General features: G+C 45.1%; 19 protein-coding genes and 1 tRNA gene. 15 read left to right on the plus strand and 5 right to left on the minus strand.

The annotated features are described in order from the left end of the window. Positions 1-164 precede the first annotated feature (164 nt). A tRNA-Ser gene (locus NC99_RS15090) sits at positions 165-249 on the minus strand. 274 nt (positions 250-523) lie between these two features. On the opposite strand from NC99_RS15090, the gene NC99_RS15095 reads away from it, so the two are divergent. Then, positions 524-793, plus strand: a complete 270-nt coding sequence (locus NC99_RS15095) for an HU family DNA-binding protein (protein WP_053185392.1) — start codon at positions 524-526, stop codon at positions 791-793. A gap of 72 nt (positions 794-865) precedes the next feature. Here the strand turns inward: NC99_RS15095 and NC99_RS15100 are convergent, their stop codons facing one another. The 4 genes from NC99_RS15100 to NC99_RS15115 form a co-directional block, all read right to left on the minus strand. Continuing rightward, entirely contained in the window at positions 866-1,366 is a 501-nt protein-coding gene (locus NC99_RS15100) for a DUF4252 domain-containing protein (RefSeq protein WP_053185395.1), read from the minus strand. Beyond that, positions 1,363-1,941, minus strand: coding sequence for a hypothetical protein (locus NC99_RS15105; protein WP_162231234.1), 579 nt, complete (start codon positions 1,939-1,941; stop codon positions 1,363-1,365). Before NC99_RS15105 ends, NC99_RS15100 begins: the two co-directional genes overlap by 4 nt. After that, entirely contained in the window at positions 1,874-2,416 is a 543-nt protein-coding gene (locus tag NC99_RS15110; protein WP_053185399.1) for an RNA polymerase sigma factor, read from the minus strand. The genes NC99_RS15105 and NC99_RS15110 overlap by 68 nt, the downstream gene beginning before the upstream one ends. Positions 2,417-2,612: 196 nt before the next feature. Next, on the minus strand, positions 2,613-3,482 hold the full coding sequence (locus tag NC99_RS15115; protein WP_053185401.1) for a hypothetical protein: 870 nt from the start codon (positions 3,480-3,482) through the stop codon (positions 2,613-2,615). A 384-nt stretch (positions 3,483-3,866) separates the two neighbouring features. Here NC99_RS15115 and NC99_RS15125 point away from each other — a divergent pair, with 384 nt between their 5' ends. The 14 genes from NC99_RS15125 to NC99_RS15190 all read left to right on the plus strand — a co-directional run bounded on the left by NC99_RS15125 (position 3,867) and on the right by NC99_RS15190 (position 14,929). Further along, positions 3,867-4,520, plus strand: a complete 654-nt coding sequence (locus tag NC99_RS15125) for a nitroreductase family protein (RefSeq protein WP_053185410.1) — start codon at positions 3,867-3,869, stop codon at positions 4,518-4,520. A 20-nt stretch (positions 4,521-4,540) separates the two neighbouring features. Then, positions 4,541-4,861, plus strand: coding sequence for a hypothetical protein (locus tag NC99_RS15130; RefSeq protein WP_053185414.1), 321 nt, complete (start codon positions 4,541-4,543; stop codon positions 4,859-4,861). Positions 4,862-4,938: 77 nt separating this feature from the next. Then, on the plus strand, positions 4,939-5,130 hold the full coding sequence (locus NC99_RS15135; protein ID WP_053185628.1) for a CsbD family protein: 192 nt from the start codon (positions 4,939-4,941) through the stop codon (positions 5,128-5,130). A 12-nt stretch (positions 5,131-5,142) separates the two neighbouring features. Next, positions 5,143-5,688, plus strand: a complete 546-nt coding sequence (locus NC99_RS15140) for a type 1 glutamine amidotransferase domain-containing protein (RefSeq protein WP_053185417.1) — start codon at positions 5,143-5,145, stop codon at positions 5,686-5,688. A gap of 59 nt (positions 5,689-5,747) precedes the next feature. Next, complete coding sequence (locus NC99_RS15145) at positions 5,748-6,002, plus strand: DUF7218 family protein (RefSeq protein ID WP_204375024.1); 255 nt, start codon at positions 5,748-5,750, stop codon at positions 6,000-6,002. A gap of 119 nt (positions 6,003-6,121) precedes the next feature. Then, entirely contained in the window at positions 6,122-7,129 is a 1,008-nt protein-coding gene (locus NC99_RS15150) for a phosphotriesterase family protein (protein ID WP_157624951.1), read from the plus strand. A gap of 6 nt (positions 7,130-7,135) precedes the next feature. Then, on the plus strand, positions 7,136-7,417 hold the full coding sequence (locus NC99_RS15155) for a hypothetical protein (RefSeq protein WP_204375025.1): 282 nt from the start codon (positions 7,136-7,138) through the stop codon (positions 7,415-7,417). A 16-nt stretch (positions 7,418-7,433) separates the two neighbouring features. After that, positions 7,434-7,862 carry a PH domain-containing protein gene (locus tag NC99_RS15160; protein ID WP_053185422.1) on the plus strand — a complete coding sequence of 143 codons (429 nt, stop codon included), beginning with the start codon at positions 7,434-7,436 and terminating at the stop codon, positions 7,860-7,862. A 151-nt stretch (positions 7,863-8,013) separates the two neighbouring features. Further along, positions 8,014-8,913 (plus strand): EamA family transporter, encoded by a 900-nt coding sequence (locus NC99_RS15165; protein WP_053185637.1) that lies wholly within the window; start codon positions 8,014-8,016, stop codon positions 8,911-8,913. Between the two features lie 53 nt (positions 8,914-8,966). After that, complete coding sequence (locus tag NC99_RS15170; RefSeq protein WP_053185425.1) at positions 8,967-9,479, plus strand: O-acetyl-ADP-ribose deacetylase; 513 nt, start codon at positions 8,967-8,969, stop codon at positions 9,477-9,479. A 174-nt stretch (positions 9,480-9,653) separates the two neighbouring features. Further along, complete coding sequence (locus tag NC99_RS15175) at positions 9,654-10,181, plus strand: hypothetical protein (RefSeq protein WP_053185428.1); 528 nt, start codon at positions 9,654-9,656, stop codon at positions 10,179-10,181. A gap of 50 nt (positions 10,182-10,231) precedes the next feature. Then, a complete protein-coding gene (locus NC99_RS15180) occupies positions 10,232-12,700 on the plus strand; it encodes a response regulator (protein ID WP_053185431.1) in 2,469 nt (822 codons plus the stop codon). A gap of 190 nt (positions 12,701-12,890) precedes the next feature. Continuing rightward, on the plus strand, positions 12,891-13,376 hold the full coding sequence (locus NC99_RS15185) for a response regulator (RefSeq protein ID WP_157624953.1): 486 nt from the start codon (positions 12,891-12,893) through the stop codon (positions 13,374-13,376). Between the two features lie 194 nt (positions 13,377-13,570). Further along, entirely contained in the window at positions 13,571-14,929 is a 1,359-nt protein-coding gene (locus NC99_RS15190) for a sigma-54-dependent transcriptional regulator (protein ID WP_053185436.1), read from the plus strand. The last annotated feature ends 177 nt before the right edge of the window (positions 14,930-15,106 follow it).

Here is a 15,106-nt window from a genome sequence, read left to right on the forward strand (position 1 = left end):
TATCGATAAAACAACGAAAGCAACGATGAGAATAATTTTTACTCCACCGGAAATCTAAACTGATCCCTGATCCTTCTTCGCCTTGGTGCCGTGCTAATTTCCAGGGGGTGCTGAAAAGCAAAAGGAGTTGCAAACATTGGGTTTGCAACTCCTTTTTTATCGGGCGGAGAGAGAGGGATTCGAACCCCCGGATCCGTGAAGATCAACGGTTTTCAAGACCGCCGCATTCGACCACTCTGCCATCTCTCCGTAGATGTGGCGGCAAAAGTATAGGAATTTTTTAAAACTCAAAAATATTAGCCGGAAAAAAACTTTGGAAATGAAAAAAAAAAAAGTTCAATAAAGGTTGCATAATTGAATCATATTTTAGAATTTTATGAAGCGTAAAATTTAAGCTTTTGAAAGCATTGATTTTACTAAGGTTTTAGAAAGTTTGAATTCTTTTTTCACACCTTCAGACAAGACATTAATTATTATAAAATTATTTTAATCATTTATTTTTTAATCCTAAACAAGTTTTCTTATGAACAAAGCTCAATTAATTGACTCAATTGCTGAAAAAGCTGGTCTGACTAAAGCGGATGCTAAAAAAGCATTGGATGCTTTCGTAGAATCTACAACTGATGCTCTGAAAAACGGTGACCGTGTGGCGTTGATCGGATTTGGATCTTTTGCCGTATCTACACGGAGTGCAAGAACCGGAAGAAACCCACAAACTGGTGCTCCTATTGAAATTTCTGAGAAGAAAGTCGTCAAATTCAAGCCAGGTGCTGAATTGAGCGATGCCGTATAATGCGAGTCTTTATAAAAAGATAAAAAAAGGGAGGTTAAAAAACCTCCCTTTTTGATTGCTGTTTGTTTTGGTTCACTTCTTTTTAGGCAGCATGTCAATATCGAGTGCGCCCGTGATTTTACCAATGTTTTCCGGATCAATAATCCCCCGAATGCTAATGAGTGCGTTGTCGTCGCCTCCAACAACCAGGAGCAATTCAGAGAACTTGCCGCCTCCGGCATCTCTGGCAAAAAAGCGGACAACTTCATTGGCTTCGGTCACTTCCATCAAAACCTCATAGTCGTGATTTTTGAAGAAGCCATCCGCTTCCAGTTCTTTGTAAAAGTCGAGCGAGCGATTGAGTTCATCGTCATCGACTGCTAAAATTCGCACACCTTCCAAGCCGGAAAGCACATTCGCTTCGGCGGAGCCACTATCTATTTTACTGGCAAAATTCAGAAGTGCACCGCTAATATTCACAGTTGTCAGCCCCTGTTTATTGGCATATTTATCAAACAACTTGTCCACAGGGCTTTTTTGTGCCATTCCCAAGAGCGGAATGAGACAGATGATCATCCATACGAGCTTTTTCATGGTTCTTGTTTTTTTAATTTTTTATTGATTGTTTCCATTTCCTGTATTTCCTGAAATCCTTTGTCAAGTTTATTCAGACTTTTATTGAGTGGCTGTGAGGCCTTGTTGATTTTTTGCACCGGCTCAAGGCCTTCCATTCCCTTTTGATAATGCCCTGCCATATATTGCAGCACCGTTACGGCTTCGGCGTAAGCCTGATCCGGATCGGAGAAGCTGTCTTCCCACTGGTTGTCGTTGGTGTACAGATTGACGGCCAGTAAGGCAACCAAAAGCGCAGCCGCAATTCCGCTTATCGTTTGCCACAGCCAGCGATGGTGTGTCTTGTCGCGCGTCTCCTTCTCCAGAATATAGTCCATAATTTCTTCTTCCAGCCCTTCATCCCGGCGCTCGGCTGAAAGTTCGCTTAGTCCGGTAAAAAGAGACTGGTATGGCTTGAGTTCGGGGGCAACTGTTTGGGAGTTAAAGTAGTCGGTTAACAACTGCTCTTCCTGTTCGCTGCTCGTCCCCTCAAAGTATTTTTGCAGTATTTGTTTGACTTCTTTCAGTTCCATATGCTTGGTATTTAAATAGTTCATCTCTTACTTTTTTTCGTGCCCGCGAAAGGTTAACACGAATGGCGTTGACCTGTAGTTGGGTTTGTTCGGCTATTTCATCGTAGTTTAATTGTTCAATGTCCCGCATCCGCATAATCTTTTGCTGCAATTCCGGCAAATCCGCAATCAGTTTTTTGATCAATGTGGCTGCTTCTGACCGATCCAGTTCATCGCTTAGGTTGCTTTGGTTTTCATTTTGCCAGCCCGTTTGTTGTTCTTCCAGCGAGAAGGTTCGGTTAGCGCGGAGCAGGTCGTAGCTTTTGTTCCGAGTCATTCGCATGGCAAAGGCTTCCACGTTGTCAACCCCCTCGAGCATATCCCGCTTTTGCCAGAGTTTGAGGAAGACGTCTTGCACCACATCGCGTGCTTCTTCATCATTTTCAGTAAACCGCCTGGCGTACCGACGAAGCTTGTTACTCAATGGCAGAACCCGTGTCTTAAATTCTTTGGCTAGCATGTTCTAATCACATTCTGTTCTTCTTTCAAAATTAAGACGTTGGTCGATGTCTTTCATTACATGGGGCAGGTATTTTATTAAGCAAGAATTGATAAAGTGCTGGTCTGCCTTGCACAAAGCGCCGAAAAACACAAACACCCGGCACTCCAATGGCCAGGCGTTTGCGTTGTTCGGGCACGGCGGATGAAGCCGTTGTTTACGGAGCCCACGGGAAATGCTCATTTCCTTTGCTGCTTCCTTTCCCTGAATGAATGGGAATGGCGATACCGAACATGACCCGGCCAATGAGCCCCGAAGAAACCTCATCCGAAATCAGGTTGGGGGTACCGTCCATAAATTCGGAACTTACGCCCGATACTTCGGCAGCCAGATTCAAGGTCAGGCCGTTTTTCAAGGCGAATCTTGATCCAATGGCCAGGGCAAACTGCACGGCTTGCTCGGTGTCTTGGTAGGGCGGCTCGTAGAATTCGGGATCCGTCGTTTCGTTTGGAATCCACACGGAAGGCAATTGTTCCGGTTTGGGATTGTTCATAAAGCTTGTGTCGGTATAAACGAGCTCGGGTGAGTGAAAATTTAGTCCTGCGCTGAGTTCAAGATAGGGCTGAAAGAACTGCTGGTCGCGTGCCCCCGAGGTAAATTTTCGGAAGTAATAGCGCAAAAACAGGCTTGGTGCGATGGCTGTTGTGTTGTATTCGATGGGGACGGTGGGGTAGTAGTCAATTCCAAATGCCGGATGGTCGATTTCTGATTGGAATGCAGCCAGGTCTTGTACCATCACCGAATCGTCGGAGCTGCTAAGGCTGTAAAATGCAACACCCAGTCCCAGTTCGAAGTGGCTCCCGATGGTTCTCGACACCGCGAGGTCGCCGCTCAGCCCCATGCCATGCTGAAAATCACTTTCCAAGGTTGCCAGGCCGGGCCCCACTTCGTTGAGCATGGTGGCGACGCCCACACGTGGTGTCAAATACCATTGGTTACTGCCTTTCCCTTGGGCGAATAATAAGTTGGTTGAGAATAAAGTGAAAACGATAACAATCAATCGTGTTTTGAGGAGCGTTTTTTTCATTATTCAAGTTTTATAGTTTGGCTAGCGTAATGATAACAAAAAAATAGCTGTCTGCTGGTATTTCTGAGCGCTTTTTTATGGCTGGAGTGGTGTTTGCCAGGCTGAAGAATTTTCCGGAAAGCCACTGGGCTTTGCCCTTGTCGGTTCTGGTCCTTTCCATTTGCATTTTCCACGCTTGGTTGAAATAAACCGGACGTGGAATTAGTTCCACATATCCACAGTTGGAGGCCCTTTTGAACGGTTGAAAAGCTTGGTTTTTTAGATGTCCGGGTGTCGGGTGCAAGCGGATCACAGCTGCCTGCCAGATACTTAACGTTTGAAGCGCTGAGTTTGGCAAGGTTTTTTCATCTTAAAAGGCGTATTGAACCAACAAGGAGAAATCGCATGATGAGAGAGATAAAAGATACAACAACAACAAGGAATCCGCTTCGTCAGAACGAAACGTACCTGCTCGAATTGCTTGAACGCCGTTGGAGCCCACGTAGTTTTTCAGACGAAGAAATACCGCAGGAAATTATCGTAGAAATATTTGATGCCGGACGAAGCATGATGTCCTGTTTTAATGAGCAACCCTGGCGGGTAATTTTTGCCTCGAAAGCGGACAGCCACTACAACAAGCTGTTTGACTGTCTGGGCGAGTTTAATCAGCAGTGGGTAAAAACCGCGCCTTGCGTGGGCGTGGTGCTGGGCAAAAAACACTTCACAAAAAAAGATAAGCTCAACCGGCACCGTTTTTATGATGCCGGAGCCTTTATGGCTGCATCAACTTTGCGGGCAACCAGTTTAGACTTGTATGTGCACCAGATGGCGGGCTTTTCGCCTGAGAAGGTCACGGAAAATCTCCAAGTTCCCGAAGAGTTTGAACCCATCACCATGTTTGTTATCGGCAAGAAGGCAGATCCGGAGCAACTGCCAGAAAAACTTCAGAAACAGGAACACAAAAAATCAGATCGAAATGAAGTCGATGAATTTCTCTTTGGCGATCCATGGGGTGTTCCCTATACATCGTCATCCAAACAAGCTCAATCAGAAAAATAAACCATTAAAGCGTTAAAATCATGAATCGGAATAATCAGTACAGTACATTGGTCGAGGCCATTGAAAACCTGGTCAGGCGAGGATACACACACAACTATCGGGTGAACCAATACGGACAGTTGGAAGAAAGCAAGACCGTTCATTATCTGCCTTCGGAGGTCGAGTTGCATGAATTTCATCGATTTGAAGGCGAGACCAACCCGTCAGACATGAGTATTGTGTATGCCGTAAAAACCAAGTCGGGTAACAAAGGAACCGTGGTGGATTCGTATGGCGTGGACGGTTCTGAAGTGACTTCAAAGTTTATGAATAATATTGAACAGCGGCAATTTGATGACTAATGCTGGTTGCCATTTTTTGGCGTGGCAGCTGTAGAATAGCCTGCAGTAAAATTATTAATCCCTTAAATATAAACAAGATGAGTGCAATAACAGACAAAATCAAAGGAAACTGGAATACCATAAAAGGCCGGCTCAAACAAGAGTACGGGGAACTGACGGAAGATGATTTGACTTATGAAGAAGGTTTGGAAGAGGAGTTGATTGGACGAATTCAGAAGAAAACCGGAAAGACAAAAGAAGAATTGAAAAATTTTATTGACCGATTGTAAAAACAGTTTACCATGAATTCATTGAAAGGAAAAAAAGTGGCGATACTGGCAACGCATGGTTTTGAGGAATCGGAACTATTCGAACCGAAGCATGCTTTGGAAGAAAGTGGAGCCGATGTTCATATCATTGCGCCTGATACCGGAAAGATTACGGCCTGGAAACACGGCGAATGGAGTCGTAAAGCCGATGTTGACAAAGTTTTGGCAGAAGCTGACGTGGCTGATTACGATGCACTGATGCTTCCTGGCGGCGTGATTAACCCCGATAAGCTTCGGCGCGATCCGACAGCGGTTAAATTTGTGCACGATTTTGTGGCCAGCGGCAAACCCGTGGCTGCCATTTGTCACGGACCACAATTGCTGATTGATGCCGAAGTTGTGAAAGGAAAGGTGATGACTTCATTTTTCTCGATAAAAAAAGACCTGCAAAATGCTGGAGCCAACTGGGTTGATCAGGAAGTTGTCATTGATCAAAACCTGATCACATCGCGCAAACCCGATGATATTGATGCGTTCAGCAACAGATTGATTGAAACTATTGCTGGTGACAAACATTAGCTAAATATAGATTGCAGCCTAAAAGCTTCAATCTTTTTTTAACCAACTGAGAAAATTACATGATGCCTGGAAAAGCATTTTCATCACGCATAAAAAACGAGGACCAATACGAAGCCCTTCGCGATAAAGGTTACAGTAAGGAAAAAGCAGCACGCATTGCCAATACGCCCGACTCGGGCAAGAAAGGCGGCAGCAGCCAGAAATATGAAGAGTGGACAAAACAACAGCTTTACAGTAAGGCGAAAGAAGTGGGAATTGATGGCCGTAGCAAGATGTCAAAAAGCGAGCTGATCCGCGCCCTTCGAAACAACTGAAGCGATGAATCAGTCATCGACTGACTGAGCCATTGGAAACATCGAAATCCCAAAAAAAGCGAGCCTGGATGATCAGTCGAACCAGCCAAATCCCTTATCTTTGGTTGAAAATGAAACGTATGCAGAAACTGGTTGTCCTTCCATTTTTAATCCTTCTGCTGGCTTGTGCCAGTTCTCCTGAAAGGAAAATTATCACCGTTAATGGCCTCATCCAACCAGAAAAGTTGGGAAAAACATTGGCGCATGAACACATCTTGGTTGATTTCTCGGGGGCTGAAAATTACCATCCCGAAAACTACAATCGCCAGGAGGCATTTGACCGGATTTTGCCCGAACTGGAAAAACTGAAACAATACGGGGTGGAATCGTTTGTGGACTGTACCCCCCAGTTTGTGGGGCGCGATGTTGTTTTGCTGAAAAGGCTTGCTGATGAAACAGGTTTAAATATCCTCACCAACACCGGCTTTTATGGGGCTCAAAACAATAAGTTTATTCCCAAACATGTATTCGATATGCCAGCCGAAGCGATTGCCGAATTTTATATTGCTGAGTTTGACCAGGGCATTGAAGGGACAGGCGTGCGTCCCGGATTTATCAAGACCGCCGTTGATCGGAAACCCTTGTCGGATTTTCATGCAAAACTGGTGCGTGCTGCGGCCCTGGCCCACAAAGCTACCGGGCTCACCATTATGTCGCATACCGGTCCGGCGCTGCCTGCTTTTCAGCAGTTGGAAATTCTCGAGCAGGAAGGTGTTGCCCCCGAAGCCTTGATTTGGACGCACGCCAGCGATGAAAAAGATTGGGCGAATTTGGTCAAGATCGCCCAAAGGGGTGCCTGGGTTTCGCTCGATAAATATGGTTGGGATGAAGATTACCTGAAAGGCGAAGTGTTGGTTTATCTGAAAGAACAAGGCGTGCTGAATCGAATTCTGATTTCGCACGATGCCGGCTGGTACGAGCCTGCAAAACCCGATCAACCGATCCAGCCCTACACGCCCATCTTTGAAACCCTGCTGCCCAAACTGGAAGCCCAAGGATTTACATCCGCCGAGATTGACCAACTGCTGGTTAAAAATCCGGCCAAGGCCTTTACCGTCGGCAAACGATTTTTGAACCCTTCAAACTAAATGGTCATGAAAAAATTCTCGTATCTCCTCATCTTTCTTTTAGCGGCCGCTACGCTTTTTACAGCCTGTGCCACACAATCGGTTGGAAATGTAACCGACCCGCCCGGGTTTTTACACGGCCTGCTGCACGGGTTTATTATCTTGTTCAGTTTTATCGCCAGTTTGTTTACCGATTACGAAATTTATGCTTTCCCCAACAGCGGGTTTTGGTATAATCTCGGATTCCTGTTTGGCACGATGTTATTCTGGGGTGGGGGTGGAGCCAGCTCGAAAAGACGGAAATGCTAACATCAGTGTCCTTCGTATGAACGCGCAGCAAGCTACTGTCCGAAAAAGATACCATTCGAAAATAGGACTTGGTATTGTGGTATTTATCGTTGCAGTCATTGGATTGACCCTTTTGCCCTTGCTCTTCTCCGAAGCCTGGTTCGGAGTGGGGTTAATTTTGCCATTGGCGGGCTTTATTGTGCACCTTTTTGCGACTACGCACTACACCATATCGGGGAACTCGCTGGTGATCAACAGCGGATTCTTATTCAAAAAAAGGATTCAGATTGATCAGATTGAGCAAATCAGGTCAAGCCGTTCTCTCATCAGTTCGCCAGCCTGTTCCCTTGATCGGATTGAAATAAAATACAGCCATTCCAAAACGATTTTACTATCGCCCAAAGATCAGTCCGGCTTCGTTAATCATCTCAAATCGATTAACGGGCAAATTGTGATACAGGTTTGAAATCAATGTTCTTTTTGTGTAAACGATCGGTGGGTAGCAATTGATTTTAGTCTGCTGATTAAGGAATGTTTAAACCTTGCCGGCCAAGGGGGCGGGGCATGCCTGATTCAGAATTAAGCCGCTAGCTTTGTCTCCCAAATTTGGAATGGACATGTGGGTACTTCTGGCTTTGTTGTCGGCTTTTTTACTTGGGATTTACGACGTCTTCAAAAAACTATCGGTCAATGGGAATGCGGTGTTTCCGGTACTACTGATTTCGGCCATGACCGGAGCCCTTTTGTTTGTGCCGCCAACCGTGGGGTCGTGGCTTTTTCCAGCCTTTTTTCAATCCATCCACTTGTATGTGCCGCCCATTACGGCCCACGAACATGGCCTTATTTTTTTAAAAACCATGCTGGTTGTTTCCAGTTGGATTTTGGGGTTCACCGCTTTAAAAAATCTGCCCATCACCATTGTGACACCTATCCGCGCTACCGGCCCCATCTGGACATTGATTGGGGCTATTTTGATTTTTCACGAAAGCCTGAACTTGTTGCAGTGGCTGGGGGTTGTTACCACGCTGGTTTTCTTTTACTTGCTTTCTACAGCCGGAAAATTGGAAGGCATTCACTTTGGAAGAAACATCTGGATTTTTCTCATCATTGGCGCCACACTGCTTGGTGCTTCGAGCGGCTTGTACGACAAATATATCATTCGAAAAATTGACCGGCTGGCCGTGCAGGCCTGGTTTTCCTTTTACCAGGTTGTGGTCATGCTCCCGGTTTTAGTCGCTGTTCGCTGGTCGCGGCCAAAGAGCAAACGTATTCCCTTTGAATGGCGATGGAGCATTCCGGCCATCGGCGTGTTTTTGCTGCTGGCCGACTTCGCCTACTTCTACGCCCTGAGTTACGAAGATTCCATGATTTCGATCATTTCGGCCTTACGCCGCGGTGGTGTTGTCATTGCTTTCGTTACTGGTGCTTTTTTGTTTCGCGAACACAATATTCGCCAAAAGGGCCTCTACCTACTTGGAATTTTAGTGGGAATTTTGTTGATTAGTTTGGGAAGTTGATTTTTCCAGAAGGAAGCCAACTTCTCCAGATCTATTTCTAAATATAATCGACGATGAATCGGATTCAACTTTACCAGGGCGATATTACCGAAATGCATGTAGACGCCATTGTGAATGCTGCCAATAAAAGTTTGCTTGGTGGAGGTGGGGTCGATGGAGCCATTCACCGGGTAGCAGGGCCCAAATTGCTCGAAGAATGTAAAAAACTGAACGGCTGCGAAACCGGGCAGGCCAAAATAACCCTGGCTTATCGCCTGCCGTGCCGTTTCGTGATTCACACGGTTGGGCCCGTTTGGCATGGCGGCCAAATTGGAGAACCCGCGCAGCTGGCTTCGGCTTACCAAAGTAGCCTGCAACTGGCTAAAAAGCACCAACTGAAGACGGTGGCTTTTCCCAATATCAGCACTGGCGTGTATGCGTTTCCAAAACAGCAGGCTGCTGAAATCGCCATCAGCACGGTTCATAATTTTTTGGAAACTGATGATTGGTTTGAAGAAATCACCTTTTGCGTTTACGATGACGAAAATTATGGGATTTATGAAGAAATACTGAATCAGGACGGCTGATTATCGGCTACAAAACAAAATCGTGTCGTTCACGTTTTGATTGGTACAAATGAAATTTGAATTCTCAAAATGAGAAAAAACAATGACTGTCTCATTTTACATACGAACAAATTTATTCTCATTTTTAGCACTTTATAAACTTTAGCTCATTAGCGGCACAACAATTGCCTAATCATGCAAAAAACAAGTAACATTCTTTCAATGATGAAAACAGCCCGGATCGCATCCATCTTGGTTTTTGTTTGCTTTGTTGGCTTAACAACAGCCAATGCCCAACGCGATTATCGGACCGGCATCGGATTCAGGGCAGGCCCAATGGCCGGACTCACTGTCCGGCATTTTATTTCGCAGCAAGAGGCCGTCGAACTGAGTATGTCGTCGCGTTGGAGCGGCTCTGTTTTTCACGGTTTATACGAAAGACATCACAATGTAATGAAAGACAGCAGGCTCAATTGGTTTTACGGCGGTGGAATTCATGTTGGACACTGGAATTTGGAAAGCAACCTTCATCCTTGGTTTAGCGAAGACGGGAGCTATACAGCCTTTGGAATTGATGGGATTGCCGGTTTGGAATACTGTCTGGTGGATGCGCCAATCAGCTTTTCGCTCGACTGGAAGCCCATGTTTAATGTGATCAACAAAACCCGGTTTCGGATGGATGATGTGGGACTGACCATCCGCGTGTTTTTTGGGAATGCCTGAAACTTGGCGACGCGATTCATTGAAATGAAAGACTCAAAACGAGCAGATACATGAAAAGAGTAAAAATTGAATTCCAGGTAACGCTTTTAACGGCACTGATTGTTGGGGCCGTGATTTTTTCAGGATTTCTGGTGTATCAAAGTTTGTCACAAATCGTGAATTCAATTCACAAGGAAGCGCGTCCCGATTACAAACTTTTGCTGATTAAGGACATTGAGTCGGGTTTGACCGAAGTTGAAAATACCGTTCGGTTGTACACGTTAACACGCGACGAAAAATATTTTCATCCCTATCAACAAATCAATGAGGCGATTCAAGAAAGACTGACCGCCCTTGAAGACTATTCGCAAATTAGCGAAGAAGAAAAAATTCAAATTGATTCCATTCGTTCGCTGACCAGCGAAAAGCTGGCGGTGTGGAAAGAAATTCTGGCCCTTCATGCCAGCAGAAAAGAGGCCCATGAATCATTTTCAGAATTGTACAGCCGGATAGACAGCTCACGGGAAGTACCCGACACGACCATTGTGGCTGTAACGGAGCCTCAGGAAGCCGATCCCGACGAAAAGGTGGGCCTGTTGAAACGGATTTTTGGCGGTAAAAAGAAAGACAAAGATACCTTGGAGGTGGAGCAAGTACAAGCTGTTGTGGCTGACACGAATAAGATTGAAAAGGAAACCATTAAACAAGAAATTGCTGAATTTGAACAGCGCATCAAAGCAACAACCGAAACACTGTCGGTGAAGGAAAAGGCCTTGCTCGAAAAAAATATTGAGCTTACCGAATTGCTGAAATCGCAGATCAACGAGCTGGAAAGCAAGGAGCAAAGACAACTGCTTGTCAAAACTCAGGAAGCCGACCGCCTGGCAGCAATTACCTACAAACGTTTGGCCCTTTTTACGATCGGTGCGGTCGTTTTATTGTTGCTGGTTTTAATTATTTTTTACCGGTACCTCAATAAATCACGTGCCTACCAAACCATCTTGCGCGAAGCCAAAACGGATGCCGAAAAGCTGGCCAGGGCCAAGGAGCTGTTTGTAGCCACAGTGAGCCATGAAATGCGTACACCCATCAACGCAATTTATGGATTAACCGAACAGTTGATGATGAAGGCCAATGATGCCAAGCAAAAGAAAGATCTGGAAATTATTTACAGTTCAACCGGCCACCTGATTTCGCTTGTGAATGACACGTTGGATTTTTCGAAGATTGAAAGTCAGAAACTTCAGCTCAACAAGGTTGATTTCGCTCTTGACCAACTGCTGGAAGAGGTCATCACGCTAAACAAAGGGAACGCCAAAGCCAAGCAGCTCAAGTTGGAACTCGACACCAAAAACCTGCCGCCAATGGTTTTGCTGGGCGATGCTTTCCGGTTAAAGCAAATTCTGATCAACTTGATCAATAACGCCATTAAATTTACCGACTCGGGAAGTGTTACCCTGAAAGCTTTCCAGCATCACCAGGCAAAATCGAGTGCCGTTTGGATCGAGTTTCAGGTGATTGATACGGGGATTGGTATTTCAAAAGAAAACCACAGCATGGTTTTCGATGATTTTGTGCAGCTAGAAACCGACATGACCAAGAAACAGGGTGGAGCCGGGCTTGGACTTTCCATTGTGAAAAAGCTGGTCGATCTTCAGGGGGGAACCATCGCCATTGACAGTGAACTCAATCAAGGAACCAAGATCTCATTTAGAATGCCTTACCAGAAGGGAAATCCTGAGAATATAGCCTTGCCGGAGGCCAAAGAAACAAGCATTCCCCGGAACTTTGAAAATCTTTCGATCCTGATTGTGGATGACGAAAATTTTAACCGTTACCTGCTCAAGGGCATTCTGGAGAAATGGAATCTGCAGGTGCGCGAGTGTGTAAACGGACAAGAAGCGGTTGACTTATGCAAGACCACCCATTTCGACCTCATTTTTATGGACGTGCGCATGCCTGTTTTGGATGGCATGGAAGCCAGCAAGCAGATTATTGCCGGGGATAAGCAAACCAAAATTATTGCCTTAACAGCCACCAGCCGGACTGATGATATTGATAAGTGTGAGCAAGCGGGCATGCACAATTTCTTGTCGAAACCGTTTGCCGAAAAGGAGCTTTTGCAGGTGATGCAGGAAACACTGGCCGAGGAAAAGCCATCGCCAGCCGAACCGGCAAGCGACACCAACACGCACACGTCAATCGATTTGAGCGAGCTGGAGCGGATGGCCAATGGAAACACAGCCTTTGTGACCGAGATGGTGGAGATTTTTATCCAGTCAAGCGAAAATGGCGTTCGGGAAATTCAAAAGAACCTGCTTGAGAAAAACTGGGGCCTGTTGCGTGAATATGCCCACAAGATGGCCGCCCCTGCAAAACACATCAAAGCCATGACCTTGTATAGCAAAATCAAGGAAATGGAATATGAGGCCGACGCCTCGCAAAATGAACAGAAAATTGCCCGATTGGTTCAGGATGTGGAACAGGAAGTACGCAAGGCCAACAGCTACCTGAAAACCCTGTTGAATGGCCGCGAATAAGCGTGCCGAAGATTCGTAAAAACATCATTATAAGAATTCCATTCTCAAATTGATAAACGCCGGCAGGAATGGCGGATTGGCAACATCCTTAAAATCAGATTGAAGTTGAATTCAAGGTGGTCGATTTTGCCTTTGGCACTGCTCTTGCAAGCTTGGGATAACAAATTGCTTATTGCAAAAAACAACCAACATGATGAAAGAAGTTAGTCATAAAGAACGCCGCACATTTCTCGATTTATTTTTCCCGTCTACGGAGAAGTATTCGGTGGTGGTGGTCGATGATGACGAGTATTTCAACAAAATGATGGTTGAAGTGCTCAACGATTTTTCTTCAAACTTAAAGATTCTATATGATGCAAAAATCAAGCTGTACTCGTTTAAGACGGCTGAAAGCTTCATACAAAGTTTTCAGAATAACCAATTTCGAAATACCCGGGCGGTTTACTTTATCGACTATTTCCTGGGTAACAATAAAAATGCGGCCGACATCTTGAGGAAAATTGAAAGCGACAAGCGCAATCGTGTAGTTGTGATCTCTGAAAAAAAGAATTACCAAACAGCGCAACAGACGCTTGAATTGGGTGCCACGCAATTTATTAGGAAAGACCAATTTACAAATTTCATGTGTACCACCTTGCTCGAAGAATTTGTTCGGGAAGATGCGTCAAATTATTGAAAATGAATATTTCGTCAGCTCTATATATTCTGTTTTAATTAAATCCCCTTGGGTCCCTTCCCGGCCCGGGGGATTTTTCATTCTTCACTTTTGAAGCAAGATTGGAGCGAAATCCATCCATTTTCACAAATTATTTCCATACTATTGTATTTGAAAATGAAAAGATCAAATGGCCCGAAATTGCTGTGTAGCGTATGGACAATAATAAACCCTTTAAAATCTTTGTTGTTGAAGATGACGATTGGTACAGCCGCCTGCTCATCCACAATCTGTCGTTGATTCCGGACTACGAAATCGAATCCTACGCCAGTGGAAAAGACTGTATCAAAAATCTGAGTAAGGAACCCGACGTGGTGACTTTGGATTATCGTCTTCCTGACATGAAAGGACTGGACGTACTCAAAGAAATTAAAGCGATTAACGAGGATATTCAGGTGATCCTGATCTCGGAGCAGGACGACATCGAAGTGGTGGTTGAACTGCTGAAACACGGCGCCTACGACTACATCGTCAAATCATCCGACATCAAAGAGCGCTTGCTTAACACGGTGAACAATATTCGGAAAGGAAGCCGGTTGAAAAAGGAAATTGTTTCTCTCCGGCAGGAAGTCAAGAAAAAATACAGCTATCAAAATACCATCATTGGCAACAGTCCGGCAGCCGAACGGATTTTTTCGTTGATCGAAAAAGCCACCCGAACAAACATCTCTGTAACCATTACGGGTGAGACGGGAACCGGGAAAGAACTGGTAGCCAAAGCGATTCATTACAATTCGAACCGGGCGAAGAAACCGTTCGTACCGGTGAACGTGGCGGCTATTCCAAAAGATTTAATTGAAAGCGAATTGTTTGGGCACGAAAAAGGCTCGTTCACCGGCGCCAGTGCGCGGCGCATCGGAAAATTTGAAGAAGCCAACGGAGGCACGCTGTTTTTGGATGAAATGGCGGAAATGGATATTTCGCTTCAGGCCAAGCTTTTACGAGCCTTGCAGGAAAAGGAAATTATGCGTGTGGGAAGCAATGAATCAGTAAAAGTTGATTGCCGGATCATTATTGCCACCAATAAGAACCTGATCGAAGAAGTTAACGAAGGTAATTTCAGACAAGATTTATACTACCGGCTTTATGGACTTCCCATCGAGCTGCCACCATTGCGCGACCGCGGAAACGATGTGATTATGCTGGCCAAGCATTTTATTCAGACATTTTGTAAGGAAAACCAGCTTGCCGAGCGAACGCTCAGCGCTTCCGCCAGCCGAAAGTTGCTTTCGTACTCCTTTCCTGGCAATATTCGCGAGCTGAAATCGATTATCGAACTGGCAGTCACGCTGTCTGACACCGATGAAATTTCCGAAGAAAGCTTGGTGTTTGGTGGCCAAAATATGATGGACAGCCTGTTGGTTGAAGAAAGGAGCATGCGCGAATACAACATAGAGATCGTCAATCGCTTTTTAGCCAAGTATGACAATAACATTAAGCTGGTAGCCGATAAACTGGACATTGGCGTGGCAACCATCTACCGGATGTTGAAAGAAGAGAAAAACCTGAATTAGTTTGGCTTACCGATTATCAAATTGCGAAACATCGGTTCAATTTGATAGGAAAATCTACCGTATATTTTTATTCGTTTTTGTTTAATGATCTGACACATAGCTGATTGGTGCTTTCGGTATTTTCTGGCATGTCCATTGCCTAAAGCTCTCCATAAAAAACTAAATGAATGGAGGAAT

It is taken from the genome of Sunxiuqinia dokdonensis (assembly GCF_001270965.1).
GTDB classification, from domain to species: Bacteria; Bacteroidota; Bacteroidia; order Bacteroidales; family Prolixibacteraceae; genus Sunxiuqinia; species Sunxiuqinia dokdonensis.

Excerpts from the sequence above, each read along its gene's own strand:
- NC99_RS15095 (WP_053185392.1), top strand. The coding sequence starts at position 524 with ATGAACAAAGCTCAATTAATTGACTCAATTGCTGAAAAAGCTGGTCTG.
- NC99_RS15100 (WP_053185395.1), bottom strand. The coding sequence starts at position 1,366 with ATGAAAAAGCTCGTATGGATGATCATCTGTCTCATTCCGCTCTTGGGA.
- NC99_RS15105 (WP_162231234.1), bottom strand. The coding sequence starts at position 1,941 with ATGAACTATTTAAATACCAAGCATATGGAACTGAAAGAAGTCAAACAA.
- NC99_RS15110 (WP_053185399.1), bottom strand. The coding sequence starts at position 2,416 with ATGCTAGCCAAAGAATTTAAGACACGGGTTCTGCCATTGAGTAACAAG.
- NC99_RS15115 (WP_053185401.1), bottom strand. The coding sequence starts at position 3,482 with ATGAAAAAAACGCTCCTCAAAACACGATTGATTGTTATCGTTTTCACT.
- NC99_RS15125 (WP_053185410.1), top strand. The coding sequence starts at position 3,867 with ATGATGAGAGAGATAAAAGATACAACAACAACAAGGAATCCGCTTCGT.
- NC99_RS15130 (WP_053185414.1), top strand. The coding sequence starts at position 4,541 with ATGAATCGGAATAATCAGTACAGTACATTGGTCGAGGCCATTGAAAAC.
- NC99_RS15135 (WP_053185628.1), top strand. The coding sequence starts at position 4,939 with ATGAGTGCAATAACAGACAAAATCAAAGGAAACTGGAATACCATAAAA.
- NC99_RS15140 (WP_053185417.1), top strand. The coding sequence starts at position 5,143 with ATGAATTCATTGAAAGGAAAAAAAGTGGCGATACTGGCAACGCATGGT.
- NC99_RS15145 (WP_204375024.1), top strand. The coding sequence starts at position 5,748 with ATGATGCCTGGAAAAGCATTTTCATCACGCATAAAAAACGAGGACCAA.
- NC99_RS15150 (WP_157624951.1), top strand. The coding sequence starts at position 6,122 with ATGCAGAAACTGGTTGTCCTTCCATTTTTAATCCTTCTGCTGGCTTGT.
- NC99_RS15155 (WP_204375025.1), top strand. The coding sequence starts at position 7,136 with ATGAAAAAATTCTCGTATCTCCTCATCTTTCTTTTAGCGGCCGCTACG.
- NC99_RS15160 (WP_053185422.1), top strand. The coding sequence starts at position 7,434 with ATGAACGCGCAGCAAGCTACTGTCCGAAAAAGATACCATTCGAAAATA.
- NC99_RS15165 (WP_053185637.1), top strand. The coding sequence starts at position 8,014 with ATGTGGGTACTTCTGGCTTTGTTGTCGGCTTTTTTACTTGGGATTTAC.
- NC99_RS15170 (WP_053185425.1), top strand. The coding sequence starts at position 8,967 with ATGAATCGGATTCAACTTTACCAGGGCGATATTACCGAAATGCATGTA.
- NC99_RS15175 (WP_053185428.1), top strand. The coding sequence starts at position 9,654 with ATGCAAAAAACAAGTAACATTCTTTCAATGATGAAAACAGCCCGGATC.
- NC99_RS15180 (WP_053185431.1), top strand. The coding sequence starts at position 10,232 with ATGAAAAGAGTAAAAATTGAATTCCAGGTAACGCTTTTAACGGCACTG.
- NC99_RS15185 (WP_157624953.1), top strand. The coding sequence starts at position 12,891 with ATGATGAAAGAAGTTAGTCATAAAGAACGCCGCACATTTCTCGATTTA.
- NC99_RS15190 (WP_053185436.1), top strand. The coding sequence starts at position 13,571 with ATGGACAATAATAAACCCTTTAAAATCTTTGTTGTTGAAGATGACGAT.